Annotated in this window: 16 protein-coding genes and 1 pseudogene; 10 read left to right on the forward strand and 7 right to left on the reverse strand. The window is 67.0% G+C overall.

Translation table 11 applies throughout. The annotated features are described in order from the left end of the window. Positions 1-111: 111 nt before the first annotated feature. Genes ABZ564_RS22615 through ABZ564_RS22630 form a run of 4 tightly spaced genes read left to right on the forward strand, consistent with a single transcriptional unit; the run spans position 112 to position 2,969 of the window. Entirely contained in the window at positions 112-1,128 is a 1,017-nt protein-coding gene (locus tag ABZ564_RS22615) for an ABC-three component system protein (protein ID WP_360859316.1), read from the forward strand. Further along, positions 1,125-1,586, forward strand: a complete 462-nt coding sequence (locus tag ABZ564_RS22620; RefSeq protein ID WP_360859319.1) for an ABC-three component system middle component 2 — start codon at positions 1,125-1,127, stop codon at positions 1,584-1,586. Before ABZ564_RS22615 ends, ABZ564_RS22620 begins: the two co-directional genes overlap by 4 nt. After that, positions 1,579-2,508, forward strand: a complete 930-nt coding sequence (locus tag ABZ564_RS22625; protein ID WP_360859321.1) for an ATP-binding protein — start codon at positions 1,579-1,581, stop codon at positions 2,506-2,508. Before ABZ564_RS22620 ends, ABZ564_RS22625 begins: the two co-directional genes overlap by 8 nt. 56 nt (positions 2,509-2,564) lie before the next feature. Further along, positions 2,565-2,969 (forward strand): hypothetical protein, encoded by a 405-nt coding sequence (locus ABZ564_RS22630; RefSeq protein WP_360859324.1) that lies wholly within the window; start codon positions 2,565-2,567, stop codon positions 2,967-2,969. A 9-nt stretch (positions 2,970-2,978) separates the two neighbouring features. Here ABZ564_RS22630 and istB read toward each other — a convergent pair whose 3' ends face one another. After that, positions 2,979-3,749 carry an IS21-like element helper ATPase IstB gene (gene istB, locus ABZ564_RS22635; protein WP_360859326.1) on the reverse strand — a complete coding sequence of 257 codons (771 nt, stop codon included), beginning with the start codon at positions 3,747-3,749 and terminating at the stop codon, positions 2,979-2,981. Beyond that, a complete protein-coding gene (gene istA / locus ABZ564_RS22640) occupies positions 3,746-5,161 on the reverse strand; it encodes an IS21 family transposase (RefSeq protein WP_360859329.1) in 1,416 nt (471 codons plus the stop codon). Before istA ends, istB begins: the two co-directional genes overlap by 4 nt. 158 nt (positions 5,162-5,319) lie before the next feature. On the opposite strand from istA, the gene ABZ564_RS22645 reads away from it, so the two are divergent. Together ABZ564_RS22645 and ABZ564_RS22650 are read left to right on the forward strand one after the other, a co-directional pair. Beyond that, the gene (locus ABZ564_RS22645) at positions 5,320-6,264 is read left to right on the forward strand and encodes a hypothetical protein (RefSeq protein ID WP_360859332.1); all 945 of its coding nucleotides are present in this window, start codon (positions 5,320-5,322) and stop codon (positions 6,262-6,264) included. A gap of 223 nt (positions 6,265-6,487) precedes the next feature. Beyond that, a complete protein-coding gene (locus tag ABZ564_RS22650; protein ID WP_360859335.1) occupies positions 6,488-7,639 on the forward strand; it encodes an IS701 family transposase in 1,152 nt (383 codons plus the stop codon). 117 nt (positions 7,640-7,756) lie between these two features. Here ABZ564_RS22650 and ABZ564_RS22655 read toward each other — a convergent pair whose 3' ends face one another. Continuing rightward, entirely contained in the window at positions 7,757-8,329 is a 573-nt protein-coding gene (locus ABZ564_RS22655) for a TetR family transcriptional regulator (protein WP_360859338.1), read from the reverse strand. 101 nt (positions 8,330-8,430) lie between these two features. Between ABZ564_RS22655 and ABZ564_RS22660 the strand changes: the two genes are divergently transcribed. Next, positions 8,431-9,657: an MFS transporter gene (locus ABZ564_RS22660; RefSeq protein WP_360859341.1), complete on the forward strand. Its 1,227-nt coding sequence runs from the start codon at positions 8,431-8,433 to the stop codon at positions 9,655-9,657. Between the two features lie 365 nt (positions 9,658-10,022). Here ABZ564_RS22660 and ABZ564_RS22665 read toward each other — a convergent pair whose 3' ends face one another. From ABZ564_RS22665 to ABZ564_RS22680, 4 genes are read right to left on the reverse strand one after another with little or no spacing between them, the layout of a single operon-like run. Next, positions 10,023-11,045 carry an alcohol dehydrogenase catalytic domain-containing protein gene (locus ABZ564_RS22665; protein WP_360859344.1) on the reverse strand — a complete coding sequence of 341 codons (1,023 nt, stop codon included), beginning with the start codon at positions 11,043-11,045 and terminating at the stop codon, positions 10,023-10,025. An 8-nt stretch (positions 11,046-11,053) separates the two neighbouring features. Continuing rightward, complete coding sequence (locus ABZ564_RS22670; protein WP_360859484.1) at positions 11,054-11,914, reverse strand: fumarylacetoacetate hydrolase family protein; 861 nt, start codon at positions 11,912-11,914, stop codon at positions 11,054-11,056. Positions 11,915-11,944: 30 nt separating this feature from the next. Beyond that, positions 11,945-12,838 carry an SMP-30/gluconolactonase/LRE family protein gene (locus ABZ564_RS22675; RefSeq protein ID WP_360859347.1) on the reverse strand — a complete coding sequence of 298 codons (894 nt, stop codon included), beginning with the start codon at positions 12,836-12,838 and terminating at the stop codon, positions 11,945-11,947. Next, positions 12,835-13,620, reverse strand: a complete 786-nt coding sequence (locus tag ABZ564_RS22680) for an IclR family transcriptional regulator (RefSeq protein WP_360859350.1) — start codon at positions 13,618-13,620, stop codon at positions 12,835-12,837. The genes ABZ564_RS22675 and ABZ564_RS22680 overlap by 4 nt, the downstream gene beginning before the upstream one ends. 109 nt (positions 13,621-13,729) lie before the next feature. On the opposite strand from ABZ564_RS22680, the gene ABZ564_RS22685 reads away from it, so the two are divergent. From ABZ564_RS22685 to ABZ564_RS22695, 3 genes and pseudogenes are all read left to right on the forward strand, one after another. Further along, entirely contained in the window at positions 13,730-15,442 is a 1,713-nt protein-coding gene (locus ABZ564_RS22685; RefSeq protein ID WP_360859353.1) for an IlvD/Edd family dehydratase, read from the forward strand. A 19-nt stretch (positions 15,443-15,461) separates the two neighbouring features. After that, a complete protein-coding gene (locus tag ABZ564_RS22690) occupies positions 15,462-16,145 on the forward strand; it encodes an SDR family NAD(P)-dependent oxidoreductase (protein WP_360859355.1) in 684 nt (227 codons plus the stop codon). 45 nt (positions 16,146-16,190) lie between these two features. Then, positions 16,191-16,481 (forward strand): annotated as a pseudogene (locus ABZ564_RS22695) (ATP-binding cassette domain-containing protein); the annotation flags it as partial.

Genomic DNA, 16,481 nt, shown 5'->3' on the forward strand with positions numbered 1-16,481 from the left:
GGCGTTCGTGATCGGACAACTCCAACGGCAGCGGCTTCGGACCAGGCATAACCCCACCCTATAACCGCAAGCGGACTACCGACTCAGGACACTAGGCTCAGCATGCCGAGGATGGCGACGCCGAAGCAGACGGTCACTTTCCTGATGGGCCCCGACGAATTCGAGGAGTTCGTGAAGGAATGGGTTCCGACGCAGGGGGCGAAGTACGACCTCGTTGAACGGCAGGGGGGCGCGGGGGACCACGGAATCGACGTGGCGGGCTTCCTGACACAGGCGAAGCTGGAGGGGGAATGGCACAACTACCAGTGCAAGCAGTACAAGCGAGATCTGTCCTGGACCACTGCGGCCCAGGAGATTCGGAAGATGTTCGTGGCCGCCGCGGCCGGTCACTTCACCGTCTCCAGCCGCTACGTCTTCGTTGCTCTCACCTTCGCTGCCAGCCTGAAGCGCATCCTCTCCAAGCCGTCCGAATGCCGCGCAAAGTTCCTGGAGGAGCTGTCTACGACCAGGGACAAGCTCGTGAGCAAGCTGGATGATGACGACCGCCGCAAGGTCAAGGAGCTGGCAGAAGGCACCGACTTCGGCATGTTCTCGTGCATCGATCTTGACCATGTGCTCGAAGAGCACATGACCACGCCGCACTGGCTCGCGCGTTTCCCGCACGTTCCGCCAGCAAACGGGCCGAGCAAGCTCACTCCTCCCGAGCGGCCCCGCCACGACGAGGCACGGTATGTGCAGCGCCTCGTCGACGTCTACCGGGAGCGGTTTCCCGACAAGATAAGCAGCCTGGAGCAAGTCGAGGACGTGACCGAGGCCAAGGGGCACCTCCTGCGGCAGCGGGTGGCCTTCTTCGCCGCCGAGTCCGTGCGCCTGTTCGCGCGAGACTCAACCACACCGGAATACTTCGACCAGGTTAAAGAGGATATCTACACAATTGTCGTGGAAGAAGCGGAGCGGTCTCACCCGAACGGCTGGGAACGCCACGCAGCCGTCGCGATCTGCGCGGGAACCGTGGCAGTGACCGAGACGATCCTCAAGCCCTACGTTGGGCCGGAGGTCCGCAAAGGGGTATGTCACCACCTCGCGAACGACAACCGCCTTATCTGGTGCCGGGAGGGAGAACAGTGACCCCGCTCAACAGCCCACTTGAGGTTGGCGTCCGCGCCCTTGTCCTTCTGGCTGAGAGCCACCCCCGGCCCCTGGACCTCGCCCAGCTCGTCGCACTGGACTACCTCGTACTCCACAGCGGCGAGTTCGACGGCCCGCGCAGCCTCCACCCCGACCTGCCAGCCCGGGAGGGCGAGCTCGGCAGGAAACGAGAACTTCTCGAACAGGGGCTTCTCGTGCTGATCCGGGCCGGGCTGGCAGACCTCGTCAGCAGCAACGACGGCCTCATGTACGTGGCCACCGAAAGCGGCCCTACCTTCATCGAAGTGCTGGAAGCCCCCTACACCGCATCTCTGCGCGAGCGCGCCGAGTGGGCCCTCCGCCACTACGGCTCCCCAGCGCACGCCCGCAGCGTGACCCACCAGATCATCAACCGTGCCGCAACAGGCTCCGCATCCGAAGGGGCTGGCCATGGCTGACCTGCGTCTGACACATCTCACCTACGCCTCCGCGACCAAGCCGCTCGCCACAGTGGACTTCGACCCGTCCCTCACCGTCGTCTACGGCGCCTCGGACACCGGCAAGTCATTCGTCGCGGAGTCCATCGAGTACATGCTCGGCGGCAGCAAGCTGGACCTCTCCGAAGCCGAGGGGTACAGCCAGATCCTTCTGGGCCTCGAACTCGATGGCGGCATCCCGCTCACCTTGCTGCGCGTCCCGGAATCCAACACTATCCACGTGCACCGGGCCGACCTGCGGGAGCTGGTCACCCGCCCCTCCGACTTCGACGTCACGGCCACGCACACTGCGCGCAGCAAAAACAGCCTCTCCCAGTTCCTTCTCGGAAGCCTCGGGTGGAACGATTTACGGATCCGCGCGAACGATGCAGGCGGCACGCGCGAGCTACGCCTGAGCGACCTGGTGCACCTCTCGGTCGTTCCCGAGAACCGCATGGTCGACAAACGCTCCCCAGTCCTGCACTCCTCCTCGGCAAGCGGGAAAGCCGCAGCGGCCTCCGTCATGCGGCTGCTCCTGACAGGAGAAGGAAACGCCGAGGCCACCCCCGGCATGAACGCCGGCCAGCGCCGCGTCAATAAAGGTCAGGTCAGCCTCCTCGATCGAATCATCCTCGACCTGCAGACCAAACTCAGGACCTCTGAAAATATCCAGGAACTCCGCGACCGGCACCGGCGCCTGCAGGTAACTATCGACGGCTACTCCCGTGCAGTCGAGACCATCTCCCAACAGCACCTGAACTCGGTGGCCGAACGCATGTCGATCACGGAGGAACTGGCCGAGATCGAAGGGCGCCTGACCGAGGTCGGCGATCTCATGTCTCGGTTCGCCCTGCTGGAAAAGCTGTCGGCGTACTTGCCTATGTGCAGGGGTGCGTACGGATGAACGTGCAGAGCAAGTAGCCGCCCGCTTCGCTCATCGCCATGCGAGAGGATGGTGCGGTGGACCTTCGCTACTTCAATCAGACCGGCTGGACCGCGATCTTCAATGGCACCGAGACCGAGATCGGCCGCATGGTGCGGGTGGAGGCATGGGACCCGGCAACTGGAGCGGCGCTTGTAGTCGACCCGAGGCGAGGCGCCATGCGTCCCGTCACGGACTACGAAGACTTCTCCCACCTTGAGAAGGCCGACCAGGTCGTAGCCGCCGTTCCTGGTGGCGGGTGGCGGGCCCACTGGAAAGACGAGGGCCCGGGGAACACCCCGCTCACGGAACAGGTACTCGCGTGGCTGATCACCTCGCAGGGACGGGCAACGGCCATCACGATGGACGCTCACGGGCATGTTGACGATGCCGACAGTGCCGACGCCTTCATCCCGCCGGGCGAGGAGCTGGGCCAGGATTGAACTCGTAGATCAGGCAACCTCCGTCTCGCGCTCGATGGCCATGAGACGGTTCTTCAGCCGGTAGCTGGGGCCGTTGATGGCGACGACTTCGCAGTGGTGCAGGAGGCGGTCGAGGATGGCGGTGGCGAGGACTTCGTCGCCGAAGACCTGGCCCCATTCGCTGAAGGTCTTGTTTGAGGTCAGGATGATGGAGCCTTTTTCGTAGCGCTTGGAGATGACCTGGAAGACCAGGTTCGCCTCGGCGCGTTCGAGGGGCTGGTAGCCGACTTCATCGACCACGAGAACGCTCGGCCGCAGGTAGGAGCCCAGTTTGCTGGTCAGACGTCCGGCTGCCTCGGCTGCCTTGAGGTTGCGGACCATGTCGTCGAGGCTGGTGAAGTAGATCGAGTATCCGGCCCGGCAGGCCGCGACCGCCAACGCGACCGCGATGTGGGTCTTGCCGACGCCGGGCGGACCCAGCAGGGCAGCGTTGGCCTTCTCTTCGACGAAGGACAGGGTGGCCAGGTCTTTGATCTTGCGCGGGTCGAGCTCGGGCTGGAACGAGAAGTCGTACTCATCGATCGTTTTGTGGTGCGGCAGCCGGGAGAGCCGCAGGCCCTGGCGGAAGCGGCGGTCGTCGCGGACGGCGAGTTCCTCGGAGAGGACCAGGTCGAGGAAGTCGAGGTAGCCCATCTTCCCCTCGTCCGCCCGCCGGGTGTACTCGTTGATGGTTTCCGCCAGATGGGGCAGGCCGAGCTTGGTCGCCGTAGTGCGGATGCGGTTACCGGTCAGCTCGCTCAAGACGATTCCTTCTTCGCTCGGTTACTGGTGAAGGGGCGGGTCCCGGTCAGCTCGTCATAGACCGACAATGGTCGGCGGCCGACCTCGACGCGGGTCGCCGCAGCCCGGTTGAGGAGGGCTTGCAGCGGTCCGCTCTCCTCGCCCAGGGGGTAATCGTGTCGCGGCCGGGGCAAGGCGTCGCCGGTGGTGATCCGGCGTCCTTTGCCGGTGGGCAGGCCGTCCCAGTGCTGTTCTTCGACGACACGCACCCCGCGTCCGACGGCCCGTGGATGCATGGCCAGCAGCGTCTCGCCGCTGGAGTCGGCAATGGTGGAATGCAGCATGACCTGCGACTTCGTGGCCCTGATCTCCACCAGCTGACGCGGTCGGACCTTGCGGGCGGGGACCGAGTAGAGGTTCCCGCCGAAGGCGACCAGGCAGTCCTTGCCGACCGGCCGCAGATGACGTTCGGCCACCAGATACGGAGTCGGTGGCAACGGCTTGAGAGCCGCGTGGTCACGAACTGCCCGCTCACCGATGACCTGCTGGTGAGTCCGGTGCGTCTGGGTTCGCCGTTTCGGCACCCAGGCGGTGAACGCGGCGTCCATCTCCTCGATGCAGGAGAAGGCCCGGCCCGAGAGAACGTGGTCGCGGACAATCAGGACCTGGCGCTCGACGCGGCCCTTGCCCTGGGGCCGGTAGGCGGCCAGCACATCGATGTCGAAGTCGTAGTGGCCGGCGAACCCGACCGCCTCCGGATGCAGTGGAACCGCCTCACCAGGAGCCACGTGACGGCGCACGACCGTCTTGGTGCGGTCGTAGACGATCGTCATCGGGACCCCGTTGAAGTGCGCGAATGCCCGCCGATGGCAGTCGAAGAACGTCTGCAGGTCCAGGCTGGTGGTGAAGCAGCAGAACGGATCGCGCGAGTACGACAGCACCATGTGGAAGGAGTAGACCTTCGGGATGCCCATGTGGGCCAGGAGCTTGCCCTCATCGCCCCAGTCCACCTGAGCCTGAGCACCCGGAATCACCTCGAACCTGCGATGCATCCCCGCCAGCTCCCGCGGAGCGATCCCGAGTTCCTCCGCGATCCTCGGGCGGGCCTCCTGCACGTAGAGCTTGACCCGCTGGTAGTTCCCGGTGAACCCGTACTCCGCGGCCAGCCGCTCGTGAATCACCGCAGCCTTCATCAGGATCTCCGCCCTCAGCATCGCGTCGATCAGCGGAGCGACCTCGTCGACAACCCGCTTGCGCGGCTGACCACTTGCCACCCGGCGCGGAGGCGCAGACGAGTCAGCAGACAGGTACTTGCTAACCGTCCGCCAGTTCAGCCCGGTCTCCTTGGCGACCTCCGACAGGCTCATCGCCCCGGACTCCACCAAACCGCGAAAACGCCGGAGCTCGAGCCAGCGCTGCGGATCCAAGACCATGGCCCACCCCTTCTCTGCGACCTTCGACAACAGGCAGCAGCGTGCCGGGGGCCGGCACTCAGCGCATCAAGAACTCTGCACGTTCATCCGTACGCGGCTATGTGCGTTCACGTGTACGCCGACAAAAGCAGTACCACTCCGACATCGACCGGCTCGTCATGGTCACCGAGGCTGGCAACCTCCTAGGGTTCTTCAAGGTTGGCACCTGCGTGTTCTGTGGTGCCGAACCCGAATACCAGCACCCCGGCCACAGCGAACGCGAGACGACCCAGCTGCATCTCGCTGTGGAGACCGAGATGACCAAGACCACCTCCCTCCTCGATGACCTTCTCCCGACCATGCGCGACCTGCGCAGTCAGCTCGAAGAGCTCAGCAGCCGCAGGGAGGAACTGAGAGCATCCGCTGCTCGACTCGACGCGGACATCTCCGTCACCCGAGGCCGGCTCGCCCCCCTGCGCGAAGACATGGACCAGCATCTTGAGGTCCGCTCGGCAATCGAACGCGACCTGGATCTCCACCAGCGCATCGAGGAACTAGAAGAACGCAGGTCGCACCTGGACGGTGAAGCCGCAACGCCCGCCCACCGGCCCACCGACTACATTCCGAACCGAACACTCTCCGCCTTTGACCAGGTCCTCCAGCACACGCTGGAAGCGTGGAAGGTGCCCTCCGTCGAGTACGCCGAGTACGACCAGTACCAAATGGAGATCAGGGCGGGTAACCGACTGCGGGCCTCTCGGGGTAAGGGCGTCCGTTCCGTGCTGCACTCCGCTTTCACCACGGCCCTGGCCCACTATTGCCGTGAGCACGACCGGCCTCACCCCGGGCTCGTCGTCCTCGACTCGCCCGTCGTTACCTACCGGGCCCCCCATGAAAGCGACCCTCAGAGGGACGCCCCAGGTGATGACGTACTGATGACATCGACTGTCGTCGATCACTTCTATCGGAACATGCTCACCTTCCCAGGGCAAGTGATCATCTTCGAGAACCCTGACCCGCCCCACGACGTCATCGCCCAAGCCCGCACCCACCGGTTCGGACTGCAAGAAGGCGACCGTGCCGGCTTCTTCCCTTCAAGGCGAGAGAGGCGGTCAGGTCCGTGAGCGGTGCGGTCACGAGCTGCGAGCCGTAGGAGCGGCGACCTACGTGTGGGCCATGGCCGGCGTCCTCCCCGCGCGCGCGGAGAGCGCACCCTGGAAGATGCCGCCCGACTAGTAGGGCTTTGTTAGGTATCTAGGCAGGTGGTTGTTCTGCTGGTTTCCTGCTGGTATGAGGGCAGATGAACTCGGTTCGTGTCGGGGCCGGTTGGAGGCATTCGCTGGGGAGGTGTTCGCGCCTTTGGCGCGTGCTGACCAGCGGGTGAAGGGCGGGCTGTATCTGCGGGGCCTGCTGCTGGACGGGCGCCGGAAGTCGATGCAGCCGATGGCCGGACGCCTGGGTGTGGACCATCAGCAGTTGCAGCAGTTCATGACGTCATCGACCTGGCCGGTCAACGAGGTCCGCGCCAGGCTGGCCCGCCGGGCGGTGGCGGCGGTCCGCCCGCAGGTGTGGGTGGTGGATGACACCGGGTTCCCGAAAGACGGCACGTCCTCGCCCGGGGTGGCCAGGCAATACTCCGGCACCCTGGGCAAGGTCGGGAACTGCCAGATAGGGGTCAGCGTCCATGCCGCGTCCGACACCGCGTCGTGCCCGTTGTCCTGGCGGCTGTTCCTGCCCGGCAGCTGGGACCAACCGGAAGCTGCGGACCGTCGGGCCCGCTGCCGGATCCCCGAAAGTGAGCATCACCGCCCGAAGTGGCAGCTGGCGCTGGACATGCTCGACGAACTGGCCGCGCTCGGACTACGGCCGGCGGTGCTGGTCGCGGACACCGGCTACGGGGCGAATGCCGACTTCCGCCATGGCCTGGAAGGCCGCGGGCTGGCCTATGCCCTGCAGGTCAAGAGCGAGATGACAGCCCATGCCGAGACCGCGGAACCTTACGAGCCGCCTTATAGCGGCCTCGGGCCCAGACCGTTGCCCCGCTACCGCACCCGCCCGATCAGCCTGCGCGAACACGTCCTGGCCGCAGGACGCAACAAGGCAGTCGCGGTCACCTGGCGCAAGGGCTCGAAAGCCGCCATGTCCGCCCGATTCGTGTTCCTGCGGGTCCGCCTCGCCGGCCGCCGCCCGAAACCCGCCCCGGACGGTGTCATCGGTCTGCGGTGGCTGATCGCCCAGTGGCCCGAAGGTGAGAACGAGCCGGTCAAATACTGGATCTCCAACCTGCCCGCCGACATCCCGGCCCGGGACCTGGTCCGACTCGCGAAGCTACGGTGGCGCATCGAACACGAATACCGCGAGCTGAAGACGACGCTCGGCCTCGACCATTTCGAGGGCCGCTCGTTCACCGGCTGGCATCGCCACGTCACCCTCGTGACCGCCGCCCACCTCTTCCTGACCGAGCAGCGGTCCTGCCCAAAAGTCCCTGCCAGGGCCTGACTCTCTACCAGGCCCTGGCCCTCCTCCAACACCTGCTAGCCACCTGGACCGGCACCTGCCCCACCTGTCGGCAACCCACCCCATGGCAGCCCTACGACACCACCTAACAAAGCCCTACTAGAGGGTGTCCGGCGAATCTTGGTCAGCCTTATAGGCGGCGTCGGGCCCCAGCGGATCGAGCGCAACGCGTCGCAGTGTGTCGCGGATCAGGTCTGGGTGGACTTCGTCGGGCATGAAGTGGCGTTGCAAGGTGAGTCCTTCCTGGACGGCGTCTACGGCTCGCGCCTTTTCGTCCCCCAGAGTTCCAGCGATGGCCGATCGAGCGCGGCGCATCCAGTGTCTCGTGAGTTCCGCGTACCGCTCGTCCCGGTAGGAGAGGACGTAGAGCTCGGCCAGCAGAATGCGGTCTCGGGGCCGCCCGTCTGCTTCGGCGAGCACAAGAGATGTGAGCTGCTGCACGACGTCCTCGGCGTCTCCTGTGGCCGCCTGTTCCAGGTGTTCGAAGGATTCGTTCGCGAACTCTTCGAAGGCCGCGAAGACGAGGTCGTGTCTTGATGCGAAGTGGTAGGTCATGGAGCCCAGCGGTACGCCTGCCTGAGCTGCGACCGTACGGTACGTGACACCTGCCACGCCTTGCCGGTGGATGAGGTCCAGGGTTGCTTTGATCGCTCGTTGGCGCGGTCCAGTCACGCTCTGTCCTTGACGGTAGTTGCTCCGCCCGCCCGGGCGATGCGGAGTTCACGGTAACACCGTCGGGTGCAGATTATTCGTACGTGCGTATAGTGCCCCTCATGTTTACCGCTCAACGACAAAGTGTGTCGGCAGAACCCCACGTGCGGCGTGCGAGAGCCGCCGTTTCCGCGCTGTTCTTCACCAACGGGGCCATGTTCGCAAGCCTCGTTCCGCGGTACCCGGAGATCAAGCGGGACTTCGATCTGGGGAACACCGGTTACGGGTTCACCGTCGCGGCCTTCCCGGTCGGCGCGCTGACCGTGGGCCTGGCTGCGGGCTTTCTCGTGCGCCGGTTCGGGTCCGCCAAGGTGGCGGTGGCAAGCACCATGCTCACCGCAGGTGCCATCCTGGCGGCCGGTGCCTCACCCTCGATGGCGCTACTGGCACTCGCCCTGCTCGCCGCGGGCGGCTCGGATGCCGTGGCCGACGTCGGGCAGAACGCCCACGGCCTGCGGGTACAGCGCCGCTACGGGCGATCCGTCATCAACTCCTTTCACGCCCTGTGGTCGGCGGGAGTCGTGTTCGGCGGGGTGCTGGCCGCGGGGGCCATCGCGCTGGATGTCTCCCGAACCGTGCAACTCGCGGTATCCGGCGCCCTTTCCGTCGGTATTGCCCTGGCGGCATACCGCTACTGCCTCGCAGAGCGCGAGCAGCCGCAGAAGGCACCTGCCGACGGGCCCCAGGTGCCCTACTCCCAGGGAACGGGGCTACGCCCTCGGGCCCTCCCGGTCTTCGCTGGTATCTCTGCGATTGCGATCGCCGCGTGCCTGGTCGAGGACGCGGGGAATTCGTGGGCAGCGGTGTACCTGACCGACTCGCTAGGCGCGACGGCAACGATCGCCGCAGGTGGCTACGTGGCGCTCGCCTCCGCCCAGTTGGCGGGCAGGGCTCTCGGTGACAGGCTCATCGACCGATTCGGTCAGCAAAAGGTCACGCGCCTCGGCGGAATCCTGATCATGGTGGGAATGGGAGCCGCACTCACCTTCCCAACGGTCCCTGGCACTGTGGCCGGCTTCGCCGCGATGGGCTTCGGCGTCGCCACTCTGGGACCGACGGCCATGCAAGCGGCAGACGAGTTGCCCGGGCTTCGCCCCGGCACCGGCCTCACCATCATTTCGTGGCTGATGCGAGTCGGCTTCCTGGTCTCGCCCCCATTGGTGGGCATGATCGCGGACGCGTCCTCCCTCCGGGTCGGACTGCTCGCCTTTCCCACGGCCGGACTCATCATATTCCTGACGTCGCCCACTCTGGCCGCGAAGAACACGCGGAAGACGGCGGAAAGCTGACATGCGGCGACGGGGTGCCGCCCTGTGGGAAGGCCGTCCCCACTACGGCAGGAATCAAAATCCTGACCCTGAGGGCAGACCAGTGCCACGTCTCCACGCGCGTCCCGCATGTCCCATGACATCCGACGTCCACGCCCTCGGCACCCGCATCATCCACGCTGCCGATCGTTGAACCCGCCGTTCTCGAGACGGACACCTGCGCGGACGGCGGAAACCCGCCGCGACGCGAGCGCAGGTGCAACGTGCAGGTGGGCCAGGACGGAACCGGCTTTCCCGCTATTAGTGAGCTGCCATGGGTGGGAGCTGAGTCGAGAAGACTTCATTCCAACTTCTGCTCGTGCTTTCAGCCCCGATGCCCGAGTCGCTCAGTCGATCCTCACCCGTGGATCAATGTGGATCTTGGGGCCCGCGCCGGCGGCTGCCGGCCGCTCTCCCGCGAGTACGGGGCCGACTTGGTCCAGTCCCACGGTGGCCGCGACGAGCGGCCTCGGGTCCACGGACCCGCTCGCGTAGGCCCGGATGGTGTCGTCGAGAGCAGGGGAGGCGGAGAGTACGCCGACCGCGGTCACGTCCTTGAGAGCCAGGGAACGCGTGTCGATCCGGCTCGGTTCTCCGGCGAGGCCGATGCAGACGACACGGCCGCCCGGCTCCACCAGGTCCAGTGCCAGAGCCGGGAGGCGGGCGGAATTGGAGGCGTCGACGACGGAGTCGAACGCCAGGTCAGGGAGGTTCTCCTCGCGCCAGACATGGGCGAAACCGAGCTGGCGGGCGAAGTCGAGCGAAGCGGGCGTCTCTCCCATGAGGTGGACCTCCGCGCCGCGGGCGCGGGCGAACATGGCGACAAGCAGTCCGATGGTTCCCGGGCCGAGGATCAGGACCCGGCCCCCCTGGTCCGGAGTTGCCGCCCTGGCCGCGCGCAGCGCGTTGCCTCCGGGCTCCACGAGGGCTCCGGCGGCTGCGTCGACGGATGCGGGCAGGGCGTGCAACGACGAGACGGGTACAGCGACCTGCTCGGCCAGCGCGCCGGGGCGCGATCCCCGCACCCCGAGTTCCTGGCGCAGCTCACACAGATGCCCGCGCCCGCGGACACAGCGGTTGCATGTCCCGCAGCCCAGCATGGTGTCCCCCATCACCCGCCGCCCGAACCAGACCGGGTCGACACCGGGGCCGAGGGACGCCACACGGCCGCACCATTCGTGTCCCAGTCGGAGCGGGTAGGCGGCCAGGCCTTGGTGCAGATACGCCATCTCGCCGGAGAACAGTTCCATGTCGGTGCCGCACACGCCGACTCTCTCGACATCGACCACGACCTCGCCGGGTGCGGCGGCCGGCGCCGGCACATCCTGGACCTCGTACGTACCGGGACCCGTGAGAACGAAGGCGCGCATGCTCTCCCTCACCGGGGCCCGAGGACGTGCTGGCGTTGGATGCCGAGGCCGGTGATGCCCAGTTCCATCACGTCGCCGGCCCGGAGCCACACCGGCGGGGTGAAGCCCATACCGACGCCGGGCGGAGTACCGGTGTTGATGAGGTCGCCGGGCTCCAGGGTCATGAACTGGCTGAGGTGATGCACGATGAAGTACGGGTCGAAGATCATCGTCTTGGTGTTGCCGTTCTGGCGGCGCACTCCGTTGACGTCGAGCCACATGCCGAGGGAGAGAACGTCATCGATCTCGTCGGTCGTCACGAGCCAGGGGCCGGCGGGGTTGAAGGTCTCGGCGGACTTCCCCTTGGCCCACTGCCCGCCGCGCTCCAGCTGGAAGGCACGTTCACTGACGTCGTTGACGACGACGAATCCAGCGATCGCGTCGCGCGCCTCCTGGACCGAGTCCAGATAGCTGGTACGGCGGCCGATGACGATACCGAGCTCGACCTCCCAGTCGGGCTTGGTGGAGCCACGGGGGATGCGCACGTCGTCGTACGGGCCGATCAGGGTGTTGGGCGACTTGGTGAACAGAATCGGCTCCTCGGGTACCGTCATCCCGGATTCCGCCGCGTGGTCACGGTAGTTGAGACCGATGCACAGGATCTGGTGAGGGCGGGCGATGGGGGCGCCGACGCGCTCCCCGGCGAAGCGGGAGACCTGCCCCGCCGCTGTGCGCTCGGCCACGACCGGCCGGATGCGGTCGAGGCCGTCCGACCCGAAGAACGTCTCGTCGAAGTCGGTGACGACGTCGGAGAGGTCCACGTACGTGTTGTCGTCCAAGCGGGCGACGGGCTTCTCGGCGCCTGCGGCACCAATACGCATGAGGTACACGTGCTCGATCTCCAAAGCGGGAGTGGTGGTTCAACAGGGAAGGAGTGAGGGGCAGCCCAACCAGGCGGGTACCGGAATGCCCGGTACGTCGACGCGCACGGTGAAGAGGCGTCCCGAATCGGGGTGTTGCGTCCGCTGCTCACGGGTCAGTTCGGAGGTGGCCGTGGTGATGACGAGCGTGCGCAGGTCAGGACCCGCGAAAGCGACGGATGAGGTGTGCGGTGCCGGGACGCGGCAGCGTGCGGCAATCGTTCCGTCGGGGGCGTAGCGGCGGATCTCGCCCTTTCCCCAGACGGCCACCCAGAGGTTTTCTTCGGCGTCCATCGCGATGCCGTCGGGGTAGCCGTCGGCGAGGCGCAGGTGCGTCCGGCGTTCGGTGCCGACGCGGGTGTAGTCGCGCACGTGGACGGTGCGCCGGAGGGTGTCGACGCTGTACAGGGTGCGCCCGTCAGCGGTCCACGCGAGACCGCTCGACAGCGTCAGGTCGGAGTCGAGGGTCGTGACTTCCCCGTCTGGCTCCAGGCGCACGAGGGTTTCGCGTCGCGAGCCGCCGTCGAGGCCGAGCGTGCCGACGAGGAAACGGCCCGTGGGGTCGATGGAGCCGTCGTTGAGGCGGCGGCGTTCACCGGCGCCCACGATGCGGGGGCCGTCGTACCGTGTGCCGTCGGCCGCAACGACGACCAGGTGCTCCTGGGCGGCCACGAGCAGGGTGCCGTCTTCGGCAACGGCCACCGCACCGACCGTCGAGTCGAATTGGTGGCGGCGGGTGACGGATATCCGGCCGGTGGGGCCGAGGGCGCCTTCCAGTACCTGTCCGGCGTGGATGTCGACCCACAGCAGGCGTTGCCGGACGGCGTCCCAGACCGGTCCCTCGGCCAGACCGAATGCCTCGCCGGTCGCGGCGGCCGGTGTCGCGGTGGTCATCGGATCGGCCCTCCCGACGGGCCGAGCAGACTCCGGATCTCGTCGTAGGCATCGATAAGGGAACTCAGCGGGGTGCGGTAGGTCAGCGCGCTGACACTCACCGCACCGGACGGGACTGCCGCCGAGGTCGCGTACAGCGGCAGAGCCAGGCAGTTGACGCCTGCCTCGTTCTCCTGGTCGTCCACCGCGTATCCACGCTCACGGACGGATTCGAACTCCTGGTGCAGTTCTGCAGCGGTGCAACAGGTCCGCGGAGTACGCCGTTCCAGGATGCTCTCGCCGATCCACTCCTCCACTTCGCCGAGGGTGGTCAGCTCGTGTGCGAGGAGCAGCTTTCCGACGCCTGTGGCGTGGGCCGGATTGCGTCCCCCGACCGTGGAGGTGAGACGGACGGCGCCGGTGGGCGGGTCGACCTTGGCACGGTAGACGACTTCGCGTCCGTCGAGTACGGCGTAGTGCACGGTCTCCTGGAACCGCTCGGCCAGCGCCTCCAGGACGGGCCGCACGCGCACATGCTCGGGGCGCGCCTCGTGATGCGCGAAGGCCATCCGCAGGAACTCGTCTCCCAGCAGGTAGCGGCCTCGTACGTCCTGGTCGGCGAGGCCGGCTCGCCGGAGCGACTGGAGGGCGCGGTGCACGGTCGGCTTGGGGCTGGCGATCACCCGGGTCAGCTCTTCCAGGCCCACGCCGTCCGGGTGGCGGGCTAGTTCCTTGAGGACCGCGAGCACCCGGTCCGATCCGACAGGACCCTTGGTCCCGGCGTCGGTCGAGTGAGCCGTCACGCGTTCGCTCCTTTCCGCTCCGAGGGCTTTCGGTCCGTCGAACGTCTGCGTATCGTCCATAGCGTTCCAAAGATTAGACCTACGTACCGACTATTGGAAAGAGTTTCGTGTGAAGCTGCGTAGCTCACAGTGGTACGCGGGCCAGGACCGCAACGCCTACATCCACCGCGCCTGGATGCGCCGTGGCGTACCGGACGACGCCTTCACAGGGCGCCCGCAGATCGCCATAGCCAATACCGCGTCCGATCTCGCTCCGTGCAACGCACACCTGAACGAGATCGCCGCATCGGTGCGCAACGGCGTCTACGAGGCAGGCGGCATTCCGCTCGACCTGCCGGTGGTGTCTCTGGGCGAGACCCAGATGCGGCCGACCGCGATGCTCTGGCGCAACATGGCCGCGATGGCAACCGAAGAGATGCTGCGAGCCAATCCCCTCGACGGAGTGGTGCTGTTGGGAGGCTGTGACAAGACGATCCCGTCGTTGCTGATGGCGGCGTCTTCGGTCGACCTGCCCGCCGTGGTCGTCCCCGGTGGCCCGATGCTCACCGGCACGTTCCGCGGTGAACCTCTCGGCTGCGGCACGGACGTGTGGAAGCTGTCCGAGGAGGTGCGCGGCGGCACGCTCGGCCAGGACGATTTCACCCGTTCTGAATCGGCGATGATCCGCAGCCGCGGCCACTGCAACACCATGGGCACCGCTTCCACCATGGCCCTGGTCGCCGAAGCGCTCGGCACCGTCGTGCCGGGTGTGGCCGGAACTCCGGCGCCCGACAGCCGTCTGCTCCAGGCTGCGCACGAGACCGGCCGCCTCGCCGTCGAGATGGTCGGCGCGGACCGCCGTCCCGGCACCTTCCTCACCAAGGCGTCCTTCCACAACGCGATCGTGGCGCTCGCCGCCGTCGGAGGGTCCACCAACGCCGTCGTCCACCTCCTCGCGATCGCCGGGCGCCTCGGCGTCGACCTCACCCTCGACGACTTCGACCGGATCGGCTCACGCGTCCCCGTCCTCGTCGACCTGCAGCCCGCGGGCCGGTTCCTCATGGAGGACTTCCACCGGGCCGGGGGTCTGCTCGCAGTCCTGCGCGAGGTACACGACCTGCTCGACCCCGACGCACTGACCGTCACGGGCCGCCCTCTTGTCTCGTACCTCGCGGATGCGCCGACCTGGGACGCGGAAGTCATCCGTCCTCGTACGCGGCCGCTGGTGGCCGAGGGCGGCATCGCCGTCCTGCGGGGAAACCTCGCCCCAGGCGGCGCCCTGATCAAACCGGCCGCTGCCTCGCCACACCTTCTCCGCCACCGCGGCCGGGCCGTCGTCTTCGATTCCGTCGAGGATTTCCACGCCCGCATCGACAGCCCCGACCTGGATGTGGACGCCGACTCCGTCCTCGTCCTGCGCGGCTGCGGCCCGAAGGGGTATCCCGGCATGCCCGAGGTCTCCAACATGCCCTTGCCGAAGAAGCTTCTGGAGCAGGGCGTACGGGACATGGTGCGCGTCTGCGACGGCCGGATGAGCGGGACCGCCTACGGCACGGTGGTCCTGCACGTCGCCCCCGAGGCGGCAGCAGGAGGACCGCTCGCCCTGGTCCGCACCGGCGACGTCATCAGCCTGGACGTCGCGGAACGCCGCATCGAGATGGACGTACCGGACGAGGAGCTCGCCCGGCGCACGGCGAACCGGGCCACCCTCGACGGCTTCGCCGATCCGCGACGTGGCTGGGAGCGCCTCTATGTCGACCATGTCCAGCAGGCTGACACCGGGGCCGACCTCGACTTCCTCATCGGCTCCAGCGGCTCCGCCGTCAGCCGTGAATCCCACTGACCACTCCAGGAGACGCACGATGACGAACACTGCCAGGACTGCCCTGGTCACCGGCGGCGCAAGCGGACTGGGCGCCGCCACCGCCGAGCGCCTGCGCAACGACGGCGTCGAAGCGATCACGCTCGACCTCTCCGGTGCCGACATCGAGGCCGACGTGACGGACGAGTCGGCCCTGCTCCGACTAGCCCATGACATAGGGCCGATGGACATCCTGGTGAACTCGGCCGGCATCGTCGGTCCGAACACCCCTCTTCTCGACACCACACCCGCGCAGTGGCACCGCGTTCTCGACGTCAATGTCATCGGAACCGTCAACACCATGCGCGCCTTCGTGCCCGGCATGCGCGAGCGCGGCTGGGGCCGCGTCGTCAACTTCGCCAGCATGGCCGGCAAGGACGGCAATCCCAACCTGTCGGTCTACTCTGCGTCCAAGGCCGCCGTGATCGCCCTGACCAAATCCGCAGGGAAGGAACTGGCCACCAGCGGCGTCCTGGTGAACGTCGTGACTCCCGCGGTCATCGCCACTCCCATGAACGACTCCACCTCACCCGAGGTGCTGGACCACATCACCGGCCTCATCCCGATGAAGCGCATCGGACGCCCGGAGGAAGTGGCCGAACTCGTCGCCTTCCTCGCCTCCGAGCGCGTCAGCTTCTCCACCGGCGCCGTCTACGACATCAGCGGAGGACGGGCGACCTACTGACATGGGCGTCGGCATCGGGGTGGAGCGGGGCGAGGTTGAGGATGGGAAGCCAGGGGCGAGATACTGGCCCTTCTCGCGCGGGTCGGGATCAAGGACCCGGAGCATGTCTTCGGCCTTTACCCGCACCAGATCTCCGGCGGAATGGCACAACGCGTCCTGATTTGCGGCGCGGTCGCGGCCGGTCCGGATCTGATCATCGCAGAGGAGCCCACCACCGCCCTGGACGTGACGGTCCAGGCGGAAGTTCTCGACCTGCTGCGTGAACTCCGCGCGGAACGCGGCCTCGGCATGATTCTCGTAACCCACAACTTCGGCGTCGTCGCGGACCTCTGCGAC

Source organism: Streptomyces sp. NPDC019224, from assembly GCF_040632605.1.
Lineage (GTDB): Bacteria > Actinomycetota > Actinomycetes > Streptomycetales > Streptomycetaceae > Streptomyces.

What these genes read in the sequence shown, in the direction of transcription:
- ABZ564_RS22625 (WP_360859321.1), top strand. Translation starts at nt 1,579, where the DNA reads ATGGCTGACCTGCGTCTGACACATCTCACCTACGCCTCCGCGACCAAG.
- ABZ564_RS22690 (WP_360859355.1), top strand. Translation starts at nt 15,462, where the DNA reads ATGACGAACACTGCCAGGACTGCCCTGGTCACCGGCGGCGCAAGCGGA.
- ABZ564_RS22660 (WP_360859341.1), top strand. Translation starts at nt 8,431, where the DNA reads ATGTTTACCGCTCAACGACAAAGTGTGTCGGCAGAACCCCACGTGCGG.
- ABZ564_RS22675 (WP_360859347.1), bottom strand. Translation starts at nt 12,838, where the DNA reads ATGACCACCGCGACACCGGCCGCCGCGACCGGCGAGGCATTCGGTCTG.
- ABZ564_RS22645 (WP_360859332.1), top strand. Translation starts at nt 5,320, where the DNA reads ATGGTCACCGAGGCTGGCAACCTCCTAGGGTTCTTCAAGGTTGGCACC.
- istA (WP_360859329.1), bottom strand. Translation starts at nt 5,161, where the DNA reads ATGGTCTTGGATCCGCAGCGCTGGCTCGAGCTCCGGCGTTTTCGCGGT.
- ABZ564_RS22665 (WP_360859344.1), bottom strand. Translation starts at nt 11,045, where the DNA reads ATGCGCGCCTTCGTTCTCACGGGTCCCGGTACGTACGAGGTCCAGGAT.
- ABZ564_RS22615 (WP_360859316.1), top strand. Translation starts at nt 112, where the DNA reads ATGGCGACGCCGAAGCAGACGGTCACTTTCCTGATGGGCCCCGACGAA.